We start from the raw sequence: 16,599 nt of genomic DNA, 5'->3' as shown, positions 1-16,599 counted from the left end.
CAACTCGGTCTGAAGCGTTATTCCATGTCCTTGAGCCACTCGGAGCTCTTGAACCACTTGTCATGGATGCGATCGTAGGTGCCGTCGTTACGGATCTGGTGCAGGAAGTTATTGATGAAGTTGATGCTGTCGTAGTCGCCCTTCTTCAAACCAAACGCCAGCGGTTCGAAGGTGAAGGGTTCTTCCAGGAACACCAGCTTGCCGTTACCGACTTTCTTCTCGGCGACCACGTTGTACGGCGCGTCATACACAAAGGCATCGGCCTTGCCGTTGACCACGTCCAGCACGCCTTCCTGCTCGTTGTCGTAGCCGTGGTACTTGGCCTTGGAGATCAGCTTCTTGGCGACCATTTCACCGGTGGTGCCCAGCTTGGAGGTGAGGCGGTATTTCTCGTCGTTCAGGTCTTTGTAGGACTTGACGGTGCCTTCCAGCTCCTTGCGGATCAGCAGGGTCTGGCCGACCACGATGAAGGGTTCGCTGAAGTTCAGGCGCAGGTTGCGTTCCTGGGTCAGGGTCATGCCGCTGCCGATCATGTCGAACTTGCCGGTCAGGAAGGCCGGGATGATGCCGTCGTAGCCGGTGGAGACCAGCTCCAGCTTGACGCCCATGGATTTGGCCATGGCCTTGAGGATGTCGACTTCGAAACCGATGATTTCGCCGCGTTTGTCTGTCATTTCGAACGGCATGTAGGTCGGGTCCATGCCGACCTTCAGCGTACCGCGCTTGACGGCATCGTCGATCGCGCCGGCCTGGGCCGCATTGGCCGCGACCAGCGCGGTGACGCCGAGCAGCAGCATCGAAAGATACTTTTTCATCATCAAGTCCCCTGAACCATTCTTGTAAGGTCGGCGCGCAAAAGGGCTGCACCATTTCGGGGTGCGATCCTAACCCACTCGTCTGCCGTCACAAAGGTTTCACGGCTATTTGTTGTCGGCGTATGTCGGAAAAGCCCCACAACGCTGCAGCAAAGCGCAGGGGTAGACACTCGCGCAGACAGCCCGGGCAACGGATTGATATGTAAGCAGTTATGACTTTCAGTCGATTTCCACCATCCAGTCGGTGTCTTTAAACCACTTGTCGTGCAAGCGATCATAGGTCCCGTCCTGCGCCACCTGATTGAGGAAATGGTTGATCCAGTTGAGGCTGTCGAAATCACCCTTTTTCAAGCCGAACGCCAGGGGTTCGAAGGTGAAGGGTTGTTCCAGCGCCAACAGCGTGCGGTTTTCCGGGCGGCTCAGGGCGATCAGGTTGTAGGGGGCGTCATGAATAAAGGCGTCAGCCTTGCCCTGCACCACCTGGCGCACCCCTTCCTCGGGCGTGGCAAAACTGCTGATCCGAGCCGCCCCCAGGAACCGTCGGGCCGCCGCCTCGCCCGTGGTGCCTTCGGTGGCAGCAATTCGGTAGCTGGCGTCGTCAAGGTCTTCGACAACGTTGACCTTGCCCGCAAGGCTTGGGTGCAACAACACCGACTGACCAACGACGATGAACGAATCGCTGAAATTCAATTTGAGGTTACGTTCCTGAGTGACGGTCATGCCGCTGCCGATCAGGTCGAATTTCTTCGCCAAAAGCCCCGTAACCAGTTCGGTGTAGGGCACCGCGACCAGCTCAAGCTCGACCCCGAGGGCCTGGCTCATGACCTTGAGCAGGTCGATTTCAAAACCGACGATGCGCCCCTGATTATCGGTCATTTCGAAGGGCACGTAAGTGGGTGTAGTGCCGACTTTCAGCACGCCGCGCCGAACGGCGTCATCGATTGCACCGGCCTGGGCCAGGCCCATGTGAATGAAAGCGACAGCGCCGATCAGCAGCGCCGAACCATACCGTTTGATCATGAATCCCCCGCACCAAGTCAAATTCGGGGGCGAAGCTAACGCAGCCACGCGCACGGCAATACGCCTCGAACCAGGGTCTTTTGTTTCGAAAAAACAAGGGGTTAGCACAAAGAAGGAAGAACCGGGAAACGCTGTAGGATCAGCGCTTGAAGCACCCCCGAGGTGAGCCCTCGGGGGTATCCGAATCAGGCCGGTTGGGCCTGGGACGACAGGGGTTTCAGCGGCAGCAACGGTGCATGCGGATCTGCCTTGATCGAGTCCCGCCAGGCGGCGAGCCACTCGGCGTGACCTTCGCTCCAGACCTGCTCGTGCAGGCGGGCCAAGGCGACCGGGTCACTGAGCAACGCCAGGCGCTCGCCGTTGTTGAGGCCGGCAGGGCCGACTTTCAACGCGTGGCGCACACGTTCGGTACGCAGGTACTCGATCGGTTCGGCCTGGGCGTGACGCGAGGTTGCCAAGGCGCAAGCCAAAGCGTTCTGCTGCGGGTCGACCACCGAGCGCACAAAGCCGTCATTCAGCGCGTGCCAACGGTTTTCGTGGGTGTACTTGTCGGTGGACAGCAGGGCTTGCGGCGGGTTGTATTCCTCAGGGATCAGGAACAGGCTCTCGTCGCGAGACTTGAGGCCCAGCCCGACACGGCTGGAAATCACCGATACCGGGATCGACAGCATCAGCGAACCGACGATCGGCACCAGCCACCACAGGAAACTCGGGTTCAACCACACCACCAGCAGCGCCCACAGGAAGCCCAGCACGGTTTGCGGACCGTGACGCTTGACCGCTTCGCTCCACGGGGTGGAGTCGTCGTCACGTTGCGGCGAGTTCCAGGTTGCCGCCCAGCCGAGGAATGCGGCGAGCACGAAGCGGGTGTGGAAGATCATCCGCACCGGCGCCAGCAGCATGGAGAACAGCATCTCCAGCAGCATCGACAAGGTCACCTTGAACTTGCCACCGAACTCTTTCGCGCCCTTGGCCCAGATCAGGATGATGCTCAGCAGTTTGGGCAGGAACAGCAGCACGATGGTGGTGGAGAACAGCGCTACCGCCTTGTCCGGATGCCATTGCGGCCACAGCGGGTACAACTGACGGGGTGCCATGAAGTACTGCGGCTCCATCAATGTGTTCACCGCCAGCAGGGCCGTGGACAGCACCAGGAACAGGAACCACAACGGCGCCGACAGGTAGGACATCACACCGGTCAGGAACACCGCACGGTGCACCGGGTGCATGCCTTTGACGAGGAACAGGCGGAAGTTCATCAGGTTACCGTGGCACCAGCGACGGTCACGCTTGAGTTCATCCAGCAGGTTCGGCGGCAGTTCTTCATAGCTGCCCGGCAGGTCGTAGGCAATCCACACGCCCCAGCCGGCACGGCGCATCAGCGCAGCTTCTACGAAGTCGTGGGACAGGATGGAACCGGCGAACGCGCCCTTGCCCGGCAATGGTGCCAGGGCACAGTGCTCGATGAACGGCTTCATGCGGATGATCGCGTTGTGACCCCAGTAGTGGGATTCACCCAACTGCCAGAAGTGCAGGCCGGCGGTGAACAGCGGGCCGTACACACGGGTGGCGAACTGCTGCATGCGCGCGTACAGGGTGTCCATGCCCGACGCACGCGGCGCGGTCTGGATAATCCCGGCATCCGGCGTGGCTTCCATCAGGCGCACCAGGCTGGTCAGGCATTCGCCGCTCATCACGCTGTCGGCGTCGAGCACGACCATGTATTTGTAGTCACCGCCCCAGCGACGGCAGAAGTCGTCGAGGTTGCCGCTTTTACGTTTGACGCGACGGCGACGACGGCGATAGAAGATCTTGCCGAAACCACCGGCTTCGCGGCACACGTCAAGCCAGGCTTGCTGTTCGGCGATGCAGATGTCGGCCTCGTTACTGTCGCTGAGCACGAAGAAGTCGAAGCGATCCAGGTCACCGGTGGCGGCGACTGACTCGAACGTGGCGCGCAGGCCTGCAAACACCCGGGGCACGTCTTCGTTGCAGATCGGCATCACCAGCGCGGTGCGGGCGTCTTTCGGGATCGGCTCGTCGCCGGCACTTTTACCGGAGATGCGGTATTTATCATGACCGGTGAGCAATTCCAGGAAGCCCATCAACGCAGTCCAGAAACCGGCCGACACCCAGCAGAACAAGATGCCGAACATGATCAGGATGCTGGTTTGCAGGGCGTATGGCAGTACCTGGGTCGCGGTTTGCAGCAGGGTCTGGTTGCGGATCTCGTCGAAGTCAACCAGCGACCAGCCCTGGTAAGGCATGATGCCTTTCATGTACCAGCCGGCGACGAGGGTCTGGCCGATCATCAGCACCAGCAGGATGTAGCGGCGGATCGAACCGACGGTACGCCAGCGGGCAGCCGGCAATACGCGCTCGTCCTTCGGCGGGGCCGGCGGGTTGCTGCGCCCGGTGATACGGCGCCAGCCACGCACCAGGATATTGGTGCGCCACGGCTCCGGGACCACGCGAGTGCGACGGATCGGCGGGGTGGCCTTGAGGCACACGCGGCCTTCGGCATCGAGGGCCAGCATTTCGGCGTCCTGCAGCTCTTCGGCGGTGCTGAGGGTCAACCGCGTGCCAACCGACGCCTGGGCGGCGTCGATGGGCGCGTCGAAGGTCTTCGACGACAAGCGCTCGTGCAACTCGCTGAAGGAGGTGCAGCCCGCCAGTTCGGCGCGCTGCTCAGCGGTCATGGGCAGATGCGCCAGATACTCGGAGAGGGTCTCTGGCTGGATTTGAGAATTACTCATCGGCAGGCAACTGATAGCTCCAGGTTTCGGTCAGGACTTGTTCGGTCTTGATCGGCTCCGGCGTGGCTGGGGCAGCTTCTGGCTGCTTGGCTTCCTTGTCTTTGGCGTCTTTCCTGGCCTGCTTCTCGTGTTGCTTGGCCAGGACCTTGTCGGCCTTGAGCACGTGGCTCGTGTCCTGCTCAGGGGCCGGAGGCGGAACGTCCTGCACCAGCGCTGCGCGCATTTCGGTCGGCTTGCCTGCGTCCTTGATCTTCATGCGCAGGGTCAGGCGCCAGCCTTTGGTGTGCTCGTTGTAGCGCACGCTGTTTTCAACCAGTTCGGCGTTGTCGCTGACGCTCACCTGGCTGCGCACTGCGGCATCCGGCGGCAGGGCCTTGAGGGACGGGCCCTCGAAGTCCACCAGGTAGGCCACGCTGCCATCCGGCTGGCGGATCAGGTTCGATTGCTTCACGTCACCGGTGGAACGCAGGGTCTGCTTGACCCAGGCGCTGTCGGCCGGATGCAGGGCTTTTTCGTCCATGGTCCAGTGCAGGCGGTAGGACACGTCCAGCGGCTGGCCCACCTCCGGCAGTTTTTCCGGGCTCCAGAAGGCAACGATGTTGTCGTTGGTTTCATCGGCCGTCGGGATCTCTACCAGGTTGACAGTGCCTTTGCCCCAGTCGCCTTCAGGCTCGATCCAGGCGCTTGGGCGCTTGTCGTAGTTGTCGTCCAGGTCTTCGTAGTGGCTGAAGTCGCGACCGCGCTGCAGCAGGCCGAAACCTCTCGGGTTCTCGACGGTGAAGTTGCTGACCGACAGGTGTTTAGGGTTGTTCAGTGGGCGCCAGATCCACTCGCCGTTGCCGGCATGGATCGACAGGCCGCTGGAATCGTGCAGCTCACGACGGTAGTTGAGCACCTTGGACGGCTGGTTCGCACCGAACAGGTACATGCTGGTCAACGGGGCAACGCCCAGCTTGCTGACCTTGTCGCGCAGGAACATCTGGGATTTCACATCGACAATGGTGTCGGTGCCCGGACGCAGGATCAGACGGTAAGCACCGGTAGCCCGTGGGGAGTCCAACAGGGCGAAGATCACCAGTTGTTTCTCACCCGGTTTTGGACGCTCGATCCAGAACTCGGTGAAGCGCGGGAATTCTTCGCCGGACGGCAATGCCGTGTCGATCGCCATGCCTCGGGCGGACAAGCCATAGGCCTGGCCCTTGCCGACCACGCGGAAGTAGCTCGCGCCCAGCATGGTCATGATTTCGTCTTGCTTGTCGGCCTTGTTGATCGGGTACAGCACACGGAAGCCGGCATAACCCAGCTGTTCGGTGGCCTTGGGATCAAACTTCACGTCGCCGAAATCGAAGCGCGTCGGGTCGTACTTGATTTCCTGGACGCTGTCGGCGGTGACTTCGTTGATTTTCACCGGTGTATCGAAATGCATACCCTGGTGATAGAAGGACAGCTTGAACGGGGTGTTCTGATCAGCCCACTCGGCTTTTTCGTTGCGGAAACGAATCTTCTGGTAGTCCGCGAATTTCATTTCGCGGAATTCATTCGGCAGATTGCTGCGCGGAGCTTCGTATTTCTGTCCGGCCAGCTCTTTTGCCTTGGCCGACACATCATCCAGACTGAATGCCCACAGTTGACCCGCGCCGAACAGGCAAAACAGGGCGGAGCCCGTCACCAGTGCGTTTCGTAACCGTTTGGCAGACAATTTTGGTGCATTACAGGGACTAACAATCACGAGCAACCCTCGCCGAAAACAGATCAAAAAACCAACGGCCAGCTATCTATATGCCAGGTTGGCGAGCATTGTTCCGACTCCCCGGGGGCAAAATGATTCCCCATTGGTTGTCGGACAAGTCTCTACCTAAGTCAAAAATGGACCAAACAACGCTGATCCCCGTAGCGCGCGATTATCTAGTAGCCCGCGAGACAACGCATCAGGGACAACGAAGTATTTGTAGCGAAACCCTGCGTTTTTAGGCATTAAAAGTCGTTTTTAATACATTCACGTCTGCAAGAGGAAGGTCACAGGGCCATCATTGACCAAATGCACCTGCATATCGGCGCCAAAACGCCCCGACGCCACCCTGCCATGCAATTGTTGCGCTTGTAACAGCAAGTGATCAAAAAGCGCCGCTCCCAGGGCCGGCGGGGCTGCTGTGGAGAAGCTCGGCCGCAGCCCGCTCTTGGTATCCGCCGCCAGGGTGAACTGCGACACCAGCAACAAACCGCCGTCGATATCCTTCAACGACAGGTTCATCTTGTCTTGGTCATCGCTGAACACCCGGTAGTTCAGCAGCTTGTGCAGCAGTTTATCGGCACTGTGCGGCGTATCCGTAGGCTCGACGGCCACCAGCACCAGCAACCCCTGGTCGATAGCGCCGACGATTTCGCCCGCGACCTCCACCCGGGCGCCTCTCACCCGTTGCAACAGGCCCTTCATGCTTCTTCAGGCGGCAGATCGAGCAAGCGACGTGCCATTTGGCTGGTCGCACGCACCAGGGCATCGGTGATGCCGGGTTCGGACGCCGCATGGCCGGCTTCGCGGATCACCTGCAGCTCACTGTTGGGCCACGCCTGGTGCAACTCCCAGGCGTTATCCAATGGGCAGATCATATCGTAGCGCCCGTGAATGATTACGCCAGGCAGATGGGCGATCTTGTGCATATCGCGGATCAACTGGTTGGGCTCAAGGAACGAGTTGTTGGTGAAGTAGTGGCACTCGATTCGCGCAATGGACAGCGCGCGTTGCGGTTCGGAAAAACGCTCCACATGCTGCGGGCTCGGGCACAGGCCCAGCATGCGCCCTTCCCAGCCGGACCAGGCCTTGGCCGCGTGCATCTGGGCGATCTGGTCGTTGCCGGTAAGACGCTTGTGGTAGGCCGCAATCATGTCGTGGCGCTCTTCCGCCGGGATCGGCGCAAGGTAGTCCTGCCAGTAATCCGGGAACAGGCGGCTCGCGCCCTCCTGGTAGAACCAATGGATGTCCTGCGGCCGGGCCAGGAAAATGCCGCGCACGATCAGACCATGCACGCGTTCCGGGTGGGTTTGCGCGTAGGCGAGGGACAGGGTCGAGCCCCAGGAACCGCCGAACAGCACCCATTTGTCGATGCCCAAGTGCTCGCGGATGCGCTCAAGGTCGGCGACCAGGTCCCAGGTGGTGTTGTTTTCCAGACTGGCGCGCGGGGTGGAGCGACCGCAACCACGCTGGTCGAAGGTGACGATGCGGTACAGGTTCGGGTCGAAATAGCAGCGGCTCTGTGCATCGCAACCGGAACCAGGGCCACCATGGATGAATACGACGGGCAAGCCTTCGGGGGAGCCACTTTCATCGACGTACAGGGTGTGGGTGTCATCGACTGCCAGATCGTGCCGGGCGTAGGGTTTGATCTGCGGGTACCAAGTCTGCATTGCGCGCTCCGTAGGGGGTCGGGTTCATCCCTGGGGGGACGTCTTTTATTTTGCCGTCTGGCACTATAAACCCGAATTGTGCAATGAGCATGTCCTAGAGCGCTTAGACCTGTGTCAGCCCTTCGCTCCCCAGGTAATCCAGCAGGAAATCGTAGAGCCGGTCCACCTCCGGCACGTGCCGCCGCGCCCTCAGGCAGCCGTGCACCAGGCCTTTGCCCGGATACAGCACGGTGCTCACACCCGCCGCTTGCAGGCGCTCGGCGTACAGCATGCCGTCATCGCGCAGCGGGTCGAACTGGGCCACGGCGATGAGCGCCCTGGGCAAACCGCTGAAGTCATTGGCCAGCAGCGGCATGGCATAGAGCGTGGGCTTGCCGCTGCCCTGCAGGTACAGCGTCAGGTAACTGTCAGTGTCGGCGCTGCTGAGCAAGGGGGCATCCGCGCAGTCGCGCCTCGACGGCAAGTCAGGCGGGCCGCCCAGCCCCGGGTAAATCAGCACCTGGGCCAGCGGCAGTGGCTGCCGGTCGTCGCGCAACCCCAGGCACAACGCCGCGGCCAGGTTGCCGCCCGCGCTGTCGCCGATCACCACCAGACGTTGCAGGTTGATGGCATGCGGCCCCTGCCCCGCCTGGACCGCCTGCCACACGGCGCGGCAATCCTGATAGGCAGCGGGGAACGGATGCTCCGGCGCCAGCCGGTAGTCGATGGCGATCACCAGCACCTGCAAGGTACTGGCCAGTTCGAAACAGATGAAATCGTGGGAGTCCAGCCCACCGACCACCCAACCACCACCGTGCATATAAAGGAGGCACGGCCAGCCATCCAGGGGCGTGGGGGCAGTGGGCAGATAGCTGCGCACACTCACGCCAGCCAGGGAAAAATCCGAAATCGTCAGCCCCTCGGGCAACGGCGGGGTAAACGCCTGGCACATGCGGTCGTAGCCGTTGCGCAACCCAGCCAGCGACGTGTCTTCGCTGGTGAAGGACTCCGTCTTCTCCACAAACGCCGCCAGCTCAGGCGAAATCGGATACCCACTCATTTAAGGCTCGCCTGCACCGCCGCCACACCATCGCCGCCATCAAACGCCTTTACCCCGGCCAGCCAGCGCTGCAAATCCTCGGGGTGGTCGCGCAGCCATTGTCTGGCCACATCCTGCGGCGACTGGCGTTCCATGATCGGCACCATCAGTTGGCTTTCCTGGGCGGCGGTGAAGGTAAGGTTCTCCAACAGGCGGTTGGCGTTGGGGCAACGCTCGGCAAAGTCCGGCGCGGTGACGGTGGACACGGCGGCACGGCCTTCGTCGGGGCCGAACACGTCTTCGCTGCCGGTGAGATAGGCCATTTTCATGTTGATGTTCATCGGGTGCGGGGTCCAACCGACGAACACCACGAACTCCTTGCGATTCACCGCGCGCTGCACGGCGGCCAGCATGCCCGCCTCACCCGAGGCCACCAGCTTGAAGCCGCCCAGGCCGAAACGATTGGTGTCGATCATTTTCTGTATATCGGTATTCGCGCCGCTGCCCGGCTCGATGCCATAGATCTTGCCGCCCAGTTTGTCCTTGAATCGGGCGATGTCGGCAAAGGTCTTCAAGCCTGCGTCGGCTACGTACTGCGGCACGGCCAGGGTGGCCTGGGCGTCGGCGAGGCTTGGGGTGTCGAAAACCTTGACCTGCCTGGCCGCCAGGAACGGCGCAATGTTGTTGTCCATCGCGGGTTTCCAGTAGCCGAGGAAGATGTCCAGGCGCTTGTCGCGGATGCCGGCGAAGATGATCTGCTGCACCGCGCTGGTCTGCTTGCTGTCGTAGCCCAGGCCATTGAGCAGCACGTCGGCCATGCCCGAGGTGGCGATCACGTCGGTCCAACTGACCACGCCCATGCGGATGCTTTTGCAGGAGGTCGGTTCGGCGGCCATGGCGTGTGCACTGAGCAGTGCGACACAGGTGAGGGGCAACAACAGTTTTTTCATGGGTGAGCACTCACTCGGCTGTTTTTATTAAACAACCTTACGCAGTGAGCATGCATTCAACACGAACTGTGGCGACCGGCAGTTGCACTGGGGCGACGGTGAGACCGCCATCGGGGGGCAAGCTGAACTGGCCTAATGATTTTGGACACTTCAATCGGGCGCTATGATAGCGCCCAAATCTGAGGTGTTTGGATATGCGTAAATCTTATTCGAGTGAGTTCAAGCTCAAGGCTGCCAGCATGGTGCTGGATGAAGGTCAGCCGGTTACCGAGGTCTGTGCCAGCCTGGATATTGGTCCTACTGCTCTGCGCCGTTGGGTCGATCAAGTGCAAAAAGAACGCTTGGGCTCGACTCCGGTGGGAGCCAAGGCAATTACCGCTGATCAACGAGAGATCCAGAGACTCAAAGCCCTGCTCAGGGAGAAAGACCTGGACATTGAAATCTTAAAAAAGGCCAGTGCTCTCCTGCTTTTGGACGCCAAAGATCATTCACGCTGATCGATGAGCTGGACGAGCAGTACGGCGTTAAAAGGTGTTGCCGGGCGTTCGGGGTTAACCGCAGCAGCTTCTATGCCTGGCGCCAGCGCCAGGGCAGAGCAAATCCTGAGCGGGAAAAGCTCAAAGCCGCGCTGGTCAGGCACCACAAGGCGTCGAGAGAGTCGGCGGGCGCACGTACCTTGTCCAAGGAGCTGCAAGCCAAAGGACATCGTGTCGGACGTTACATGGCTCGCAATTTGATGCGCGAGGCTGGCATCGCTAGTCGTCAGCGCAGGCGCCATAAGTACAAGTCGCCGGGCGTGGAGGCCTTGGTGGCGCCGCATGTGCTCAAGCGGAAATTTGATGTGACGGCGGTTAATCAGGTGTGGTGTGGCGACGTAACGTACATCAAGGTCGGCAAGCGTTGGATGTACTTCGCCGCCGTTCTGGATCTGTACGCTCGCAGGATCGTAGGCTGGTCGTTCTCGATGATTTCGGATGCCAACCTGACCTGCGAGGCACTACGCATGGCAGTTGAGCTACGCGGCCATCCCGAGGATGTGTTGTTTCACTCTGACCAAGGTTGCCAGTACACCAGCCATAAATTCCGAAACGCGCTTGTGAAGCATGGGTTTAGGCAAAGTATGAGCCGTAAAGGCGAGTGCTGGGACAACGCCCCGATGGAGCGTTTCTTTGGTAGTTTGAAATCCGAGTGGGTTCCTGAAACGGGCTACAAACTGGAGCATGAGGCCCGGGCAGATGTGCAGCGCTATGTCTCGCGCTACAACATCAGCAGGCCTCACAGCTACAACGACTACCGGTCGCCGGTCGCGAAGGAAAGGTTGGCGGCATGAACCTTAATCGGTGTCCAAGATTACTTGACCAGTTCAAGCCCCCTCCCACATTTGACTGGGTTCACCAATCAAAAGGTGGGAGGGGGGCTTGCCCCCGATAGCTATTCCAGCAGCACCCCAATTCACCGATAGCGCGCTTGCCCCCAGGCCAATACCCCCTCCAGCAATTGCTTCAACACCACCCGCGTCGGTTCGGCCAAGTCAGGGCGATACCGAAACGGTTCAACCTCTTCCATATAAGTGCTCTGGCACAACTCCAACTGCACCGCGTGGACATCCTGAGCCGGATCGCCGTAATGCCGGGTGATGTGGCCGCCCTTGAAGCGCCCGTTCAGTACATGGGAGTACTGCGGGTGCGCGGCGCAAATGGCTTCCAATTGGCTGGCCAATTCGGGATCACACGCGGCGCCATTGAAAGTGCCAAGGTTGAAGTCCGGCAGCTTGCCGTCGAACAGGTGCGGGATCACCGAGCGGATCGAGTGCGCATCGAACAGCAAGGCATAGCCGAACTCGGCCTTGAGGCGCGCCAGTTCTTCTTGCAGGGCACGGTGGTACGGCCCCCAGATTTTCTGGAGGTAGCTGACGCGTTCCTCCGGGGACGGCTCCAGCCCTTCGCGGAACAACGGCACGCCGTCGAACAGCGTTGCCGGGTACAGCCCGGTGGTCGCGCCGGCGTACAGCGGCTTGTCGTCGGATGGCCGGTTCAGGTCGATGACAAACCGCGAGTATTCGGCGGCCAGGGTGCTGGCGCCCAGCTCTTCGGCGAAGTCATACAGCGCAGGAATGTGCCAATCGGTATCCGGCAGGCTTTGCGCCTCGGGAATCAACCCGGCTTCGACCGCAGGCGTCAGGCGCAGACCGGCATGGGGCATGCTGATCAGCAGCGGCACGCGGCCTTGTTTGAAGTTCAGAACCTTATCCACAAGCAGTACTCCTCACACAGTGACGTCGACGCCATGGCGCACGACGCGTTTATCCAGCTCGCCACCCAGCCAGTAGGCGAGGTCGGCGGGGCGATCGATTTGCCAGGCGACAAAATCCGCGACCTTGCCCACTTCCAGGGAGCCGTGGGTGTCGCCCATGCCTAATGCGGTAGCCGCATGTTGCGTGGCACCGGCCAGGGCTTCTTCCGGGGTCATGCGGAACAGGGTGCAGGCCATGTTCAGCATCAGGCGCACCGACAGCGCCGGCGAGGTGCCGGGGTTGAGGTCGCTGGCGATGGCGATCTTCACGCCGTGTTTGCGCAGGGCGTCCATCGGCGGCAACTGGGTTTCGCGCAGGAAGTAGAACGCGCCCGGCAGCAACACCGCGACGGTGCCGGAGGCGGCCATGGCGATGGCGTCTGCTTCGGTCATGAACTCCAAGTGATCCGCCGACAGCGCCTGGTAACGCGCGGCCAGGCTGGAGCCGTGCAGCGACGAAAGCTGCTCGGCGTGCAGCTTCACCGGCAAGCCCAGTTGCTGGGCGACCTTGAAGACCCGCTCCACCTGCTCGGTGGAAAACGCCAGGTATTCACAGAACGCATCCACCGCGTCCACCAGCCCTTCCGCGGCCAGGGCCGGCAACATCTCGGCGCAGATATGCTCGATGTAATCGTCGGCGCGGTCCTTGTACTCCGGCGGCAACGCGTGGGCCGCCAGGCATGTGGCGCGCACGCTGACCGGCAGCGCTTCACCGAGGCGACGGGCCACACGCAGCATCTTGCGTTCGTTGGCCAGGTCCAGGCCGTAGCCGGACTTGATCTCCACGCTGGTGACACCGTCCCGTAGCAGACTGCGCAGGCGTTTTTCAGCACTGGCAAACAGCTCATCTTCGGTTGCGGCGCGAGTGGCGCGCACCGTGCTGGCAATACCGCCGCCCTTGGCCGCGATCTCGGCGTAGCTCACGCCTTCGAGACGCTGCTCGAATTCGCCGCTGCGGTTACCGCCGAACACCGTGTGGGTGTGGCAGTCGATCAGCCCGGGGGTGACCCACGCGCCATGCAGGTCATGCACCTGGGCGTAATCCGCCGTCGGTGCCTGGCTGCGGGGGCCGATCCACTCGATGAGTGAACCCGCGGTGACCATGGCGGCATCCTCGATGATCGAGTATTTGCCCTGGGCCATGGTTGCGATATGGCAGTGTTGCCAAAGCGTTTTCATCAACGCCTCCCTGGATTAACGATGAGACAAAGCCGGGTCGTAATGGACCTTGGCCGCTTGACCGGCAGCGGGTTTGACCCACAGCAGGTAGGCAAGCACCAACAGCACGATCCATACGGCGCCGACCAGCAAGGCAGCCTGGGTGTCCGGGAAGTAACCCAGCACACCAAACACGAATAGCATGAACACGATGGCGGCCGCCGGCGCATAGGGCCAGAACGGCACCGGGAATTTCAGCTCCTCGACTTGCTGCTTGTTCATCGAGCGGCGCATGGCGACCTGGGTGAACAGGATCATCAGCCACACCCAAACGGTGGCGAAGGTGGCAATCGAGGCGATCAGCAGGAATACGTTTTCCGGGATCAGGTAGTTGAGCACCACGCCACCGAGCAAGGCTGCGCCCATCACTACTACGGTCATCCATGGCACACCGTGTTTTGACAACTGCGCAAAGCCTTTGGGCGCCTGCCCTTGCTGGGCCAGGCCGTACATCATGCGGCCGGCGCCGAAGATGTCGCTGTTGATGGCCGAGACGGCGGCCGAGATCACCACGATATTGAGGAGGGTCGCCGCCGAGCCGATGCCCAGGTTGCTGAAGATCTGCACGAACGGGCTGCCCTGGCTGCCGATCTGCGGCCACGGATAGATGGCCATCAGCACGAACAGGGTCAGCACGTAGAACAACAGGATGCGCAGTGGCACTGCGTTGATCGCCTTGGGGATCACACGTTGCGGATCCTTGGCTTCGCCAGCGGTGATGCCGATGATTTCGATGCCGCCGAAGGCAAACATCACCACCGCGAACGAGGCGATCAGGCCACCAATGCCATTGGGCATGAAGCCGCCGTGGGCCCACAGGTTGCTGAGGCCACTGGCCTGGGCCTCACCGGCGGAATGGATGCCGAACAGCAGGATGCCGAAACCGCCGAGGATCATCGCGACGATGGCGCCGACCTTGAGCAGCGACAGCCAGAACTCCATTTCGCCAAACACCTTGACGTTGCACAGGTTCAGGCCGCCGATCAGGAACACGATGCCGAGCACCCAGACCCAACGCGCAACCTCGGGAAACCAGAAGCCCATGTAGATGCCAAACGCGGTGACGTCGGCCAGGCACACAATGATCATTTCAAACGCGTAGGTCCAACCGAGGACAAACCCGGCCATGGGGCCCAGGTAGGTGCTGGCGTACTGGCCGAAGGAACCGGCGACCGGGTTGTGCACGGCCATTTCGCCGAGGGCGCGCATCACCATGAACACGGCGGCGCCGCCGATCAGGTAGGCCAGCAGCACAGCGGGGCCGGCCATCTGGATAGCCGAGGCGGAGCCATAGAACAACCCGGTGCCGATCGCGGAACCGAGTGCCATGAAGCGAATATGTCGGGCGCTGAGCCCGCGTTTCAAAGCCTTTTCTTGCTGATGCATTTCTCGTCCTTAATTATTTTTATCCTGAGAAAAATCCGAACGGCTGCGTGATGAATGCCTTCTCTTGTGGTGAGCGGGCTCGCCCCGCGTTGGGCTGCACAGCAGCCCTTCTGCGGTCGTCGGGTTTGGGGCCGCTTCGCGCCCCAACGCGGGGCAAGCCCGCTCACCACAGGAAGCATGTCGTCCTATGGATCGGTTACAGACTCGGCAGCAGCTTGGCCGGCACCAGCTCATTCAGGCAGCGAGTGGCGAGCAGTTTGCTGGCGGCATTGATGTCCGGGGCGAAGAAGCGGTCCTTGTCATAGAAGCCCACTTTGGCGCGCAGGATGCCACGCGCCTTTTCCAGCTTCGGTGAAGTTTTCAGGCCTTCGCGCAGGTCCAGGCCCTGGCACGCGGCCAGCCACTCAACCGCGAGAATGCCACGGGTGTTCTCAGCCATTTCCCACAGGCGTTTGCCCGCAGCCGGGGCCATCGACACGTGGTCTTCCTGGTTGGCGGAGGTCGGCAGGCTATCGACGCTATGGGGATGAGACAACGCCTTGTTCTCGCTGGCGAGCGCGGCAGCGGTCACCTGGGCGATCATGAAACCAGAGTTCACACCGCCATTGCCCACCAGGAACGGCGGCAGTTGCGACATGTGCTTGTCCATCATCAACGAGATACGGCGCTCACTCAGGGAGCCGATTTCGGCGATGGCCAGCGCCATGTTGTCGGCCGCCATGGCCACCGGTTCGGCGTGGAAGTTGCCACCGGAAATCACGTCGCCTTCAGCGGCAAACACCAGCGGGTTGTCCGACACGGCATTGGCCTCGACCACCAGCACTTCAGCGGCCTGGCGGAACTGGGTCAGGCAGGCGCCCATGACTTGTGGCTGGCAGCGCAGCGAGTACGGGTCTTGCACCTTGTCGCAGTTCTGGTGCGACTGGGACACCTGGCTGCTTTCGCCGAGCAGGTCGCGGTAGGCCGCCGCCGCGTCGATCTGGCCGCGCTGGCCGCGAGCCGCGTGGATACGGGCGTCGAACGGCGAACGCGAACCCAGCACCGCTTCCACGGTGAGGCCGCCGCAGGCCAGGGCGCTGGCGAACAGGTCTTCACCTTCGAACAGGCCACGCAGTGCATAAGCCGTCGACACCTGCGTGCCGTTGAGCAGCGCCAGGCCTTCTTTGGCGGCAAGGGTCAGCGGCGTGAGGCCGGCGACTTTCAGCGCGTCGGTCGCTTCCAGCCACTCGCCTTTGTAGCGTGCCTTGCCTTCGCCCAGCAGCACCAGGGACATGTGCGCCAACGGCGCCAGGTCGCCGGAGGCACCCACCGAACCTTTCAGCGGAATATGCGGGTATACCTCGGCGTTGATCAGCGCGATCAGCGCGTCGATCACCTGGCGGCGGATGCCGGAGAAACCACGGCTCAGACTGTTGACCTTGAGCACCATGACCAGCCGCACCAGCGCATCGCTGATCGGCTCACCGACGCCGGCGGCGTGGGACAGCACCAGGGAACGCTGGAGGTTTTCCAGGTCTTCGCTGGCGATGCGGGTCGAGGCCAGCAGGCCGAAACCGGTGTTGATGCCGTAGGCGGTGCGGTTCTCGGCGAGAATCTGCTCCACGCAGGCCACACTGGCGTCGATCTGCGCCGTAGCGCTGTCATCCAGACTGAGGGTTACCGGCTGCTGGTAGATGGCTCGCAGTTGGGCAAGGCTCAGTTGGCCTGGAATCAGGTTTAGCGCAGTCACATTCATACTCCTT

General features: G+C 61.5%; 13 protein-coding genes. 1 reads left to right on the top strand and 12 read right to left on the bottom strand.

Annotated features, from left to right (window positions below):
* Positions 1-17 precede the first annotated feature (17 nt).
* From LUU92_RS01995 to LUU92_RS01960, 8 genes are all read right to left on the bottom strand, one after another.
* The gene (locus tag LUU92_RS01995; protein WP_071492533.1) at positions 18-815 is read right to left on the bottom strand and encodes a transporter substrate-binding domain-containing protein; all 798 of its coding nucleotides are present in this window, start codon (positions 813-815) and stop codon (positions 18-20) included.
* 219 nt (positions 816-1,034) lie between these two features.
* Entirely contained in the window at positions 1,035-1,835 is an 801-nt protein-coding gene (locus LUU92_RS01990) for a transporter substrate-binding domain-containing protein (protein WP_071492397.1), read from the bottom strand.
* Positions 1,836-2,020: 185 nt separating this feature from the next.
* Positions 2,021-4,591 (bottom strand): glucans biosynthesis glucosyltransferase MdoH, encoded by a 2,571-nt coding sequence (gene mdoH, locus LUU92_RS01985; protein WP_071492398.1) that lies wholly within the window; start codon positions 4,589-4,591, stop codon positions 2,021-2,023.
* On the bottom strand, positions 4,584-6,320 hold the full coding sequence (locus LUU92_RS01980; RefSeq protein ID WP_071492534.1) for a glucan biosynthesis protein G: 1,737 nt from the start codon (positions 6,318-6,320) through the stop codon (positions 4,584-4,586). Before LUU92_RS01980 ends, mdoH begins: the two co-directional genes overlap by 8 nt.
* A 267-nt stretch (positions 6,321-6,587) precedes the next feature.
* Positions 6,588-7,025: a D-aminoacyl-tRNA deacylase gene (gene dtd / locus LUU92_RS01975; protein ID WP_071492399.1), complete on the bottom strand. Its 438-nt coding sequence runs from the start codon at positions 7,023-7,025 to the stop codon at positions 6,588-6,590.
* The gene (pip, locus tag LUU92_RS01970) at positions 7,022-7,993 is read right to left on the bottom strand and encodes a prolyl aminopeptidase (RefSeq protein ID WP_071492400.1); all 972 of its coding nucleotides are present in this window, start codon (positions 7,991-7,993) and stop codon (positions 7,022-7,024) included. Before pip ends, dtd begins: the two co-directional genes overlap by 4 nt.
* A gap of 103 nt (positions 7,994-8,096) precedes the next feature.
* Positions 8,097-9,032, bottom strand: coding sequence for an alpha/beta hydrolase (locus tag LUU92_RS01965; RefSeq protein WP_071492401.1), 936 nt, complete (start codon positions 9,030-9,032; stop codon positions 8,097-8,099).
* Entirely contained in the window at positions 9,029-9,961 is a 933-nt protein-coding gene (locus tag LUU92_RS01960) for a choline ABC transporter substrate-binding protein (protein WP_071492402.1), read from the bottom strand. Before LUU92_RS01960 ends, LUU92_RS01965 begins: the two co-directional genes overlap by 4 nt.
* 194 nt (positions 9,962-10,155) lie before the next feature.
* Between LUU92_RS01960 and LUU92_RS01955 the strand changes: the two genes are divergently transcribed.
* Positions 10,156-11,291 (top strand): IS3 family transposase gene (locus LUU92_RS01955; protein WP_428842196.1). Its coding sequence is split into 2 segments (ribosomal slippage): positions 10,156-10,402 and positions 10,402-11,291, totalling 1,137 coding nucleotides; the frame shifts between segments, so codons are not numbered across the junction.
* A gap of 122 nt (positions 11,292-11,413) precedes the next feature.
* Here the strand turns inward: LUU92_RS01955 and hutG are convergent.
* The 4 genes from hutG to hutH form a co-directional block, all read right to left on the bottom strand.
* Entirely contained in the window at positions 11,414-12,214 is an 801-nt protein-coding gene (gene hutG / locus LUU92_RS01950; RefSeq protein WP_093121421.1) for an N-formylglutamate deformylase, read from the bottom strand.
* A gap of 12 nt (positions 12,215-12,226) precedes the next feature.
* Positions 12,227-13,432 (bottom strand): imidazolonepropionase, encoded by a 1,206-nt coding sequence (gene hutI / locus LUU92_RS01945; RefSeq protein WP_071492404.1) that lies wholly within the window; start codon positions 13,430-13,432, stop codon positions 12,227-12,229.
* A gap of 15 nt (positions 13,433-13,447) precedes the next feature.
* The gene (locus LUU92_RS01940; RefSeq protein WP_257103097.1) at positions 13,448-14,857 is read right to left on the bottom strand and encodes an L-histidine transporter HutT; all 1,410 of its coding nucleotides are present in this window, start codon (positions 14,855-14,857) and stop codon (positions 13,448-13,450) included.
* A 196-nt stretch (positions 14,858-15,053) separates the two neighbouring features.
* Positions 15,054-16,592 (bottom strand): histidine ammonia-lyase, encoded by a 1,539-nt coding sequence (hutH, locus tag LUU92_RS01935; RefSeq protein WP_257103096.1) that lies wholly within the window; start codon positions 16,590-16,592, stop codon positions 15,054-15,056.
* Positions 16,593-16,599: the final 7 nt, after the last annotated feature.

It is taken from the genome of Pseudomonas extremorientalis, from assembly GCF_024584605.1.
Classification (GTDB): domain Bacteria; phylum Pseudomonadota; class Gammaproteobacteria; order Pseudomonadales; family Pseudomonadaceae; genus Aquipseudomonas; species Aquipseudomonas extremorientalis.
Note: the sequence above shows the minus strand (reverse complement) of the source record. Positions and strands in the feature narration are given on the sequence as shown.

Bases quoted from the DNA above. Each gene is read 5' to 3' on its own strand.
- LUU92_RS01995 (WP_071492533.1), bottom strand. From the start codon at position 815: ATGAAAAAGTATCTTTCGATGCTGCTGCTCGGCGTCACCGCGCTGGTC.
- LUU92_RS01990 (WP_071492397.1), bottom strand. From the start codon at position 1,835: ATGATCAAACGGTATGGTTCGGCGCTGCTGATCGGCGCTGTCGCTTTC.
- mdoH (WP_071492398.1), bottom strand. From the start codon at position 4,591: ATGAGTAATTCTCAAATCCAGCCAGAGACCCTCTCCGAGTATCTGGCG.
- dtd (WP_071492399.1), bottom strand. From the start codon at position 7,025: ATGAAGGGCCTGTTGCAACGGGTGAGAGGCGCCCGGGTGGAGGTCGCG.
- pip (WP_071492400.1), bottom strand. From the start codon at position 7,993: ATGCAGACTTGGTACCCGCAGATCAAACCCTACGCCCGGCACGATCTG.
- LUU92_RS01965 (WP_071492401.1), bottom strand. From the start codon at position 9,032: ATGAGTGGGTATCCGATTTCGCCTGAGCTGGCGGCGTTTGTGGAGAAG.
- LUU92_RS01960 (WP_071492402.1), bottom strand. From the start codon at position 9,961: ATGAAAAAACTGTTGTTGCCCCTCACCTGTGTCGCACTGCTCAGTGCA.
- hutI (WP_071492404.1), bottom strand. From the start codon at position 13,432: ATGAAAACGCTTTGGCAACACTGCCATATCGCAACCATGGCCCAGGGC.
- LUU92_RS01940 (WP_257103097.1), bottom strand. From the start codon at position 14,857: ATGCATCAGCAAGAAAAGGCTTTGAAACGCGGGCTCAGCGCCCGACAT.
- hutH (WP_257103096.1), bottom strand. From the start codon at position 16,592: ATGAATGTGACTGCGCTAAACCTGATTCCAGGCCAACTGAGCCTTGCC.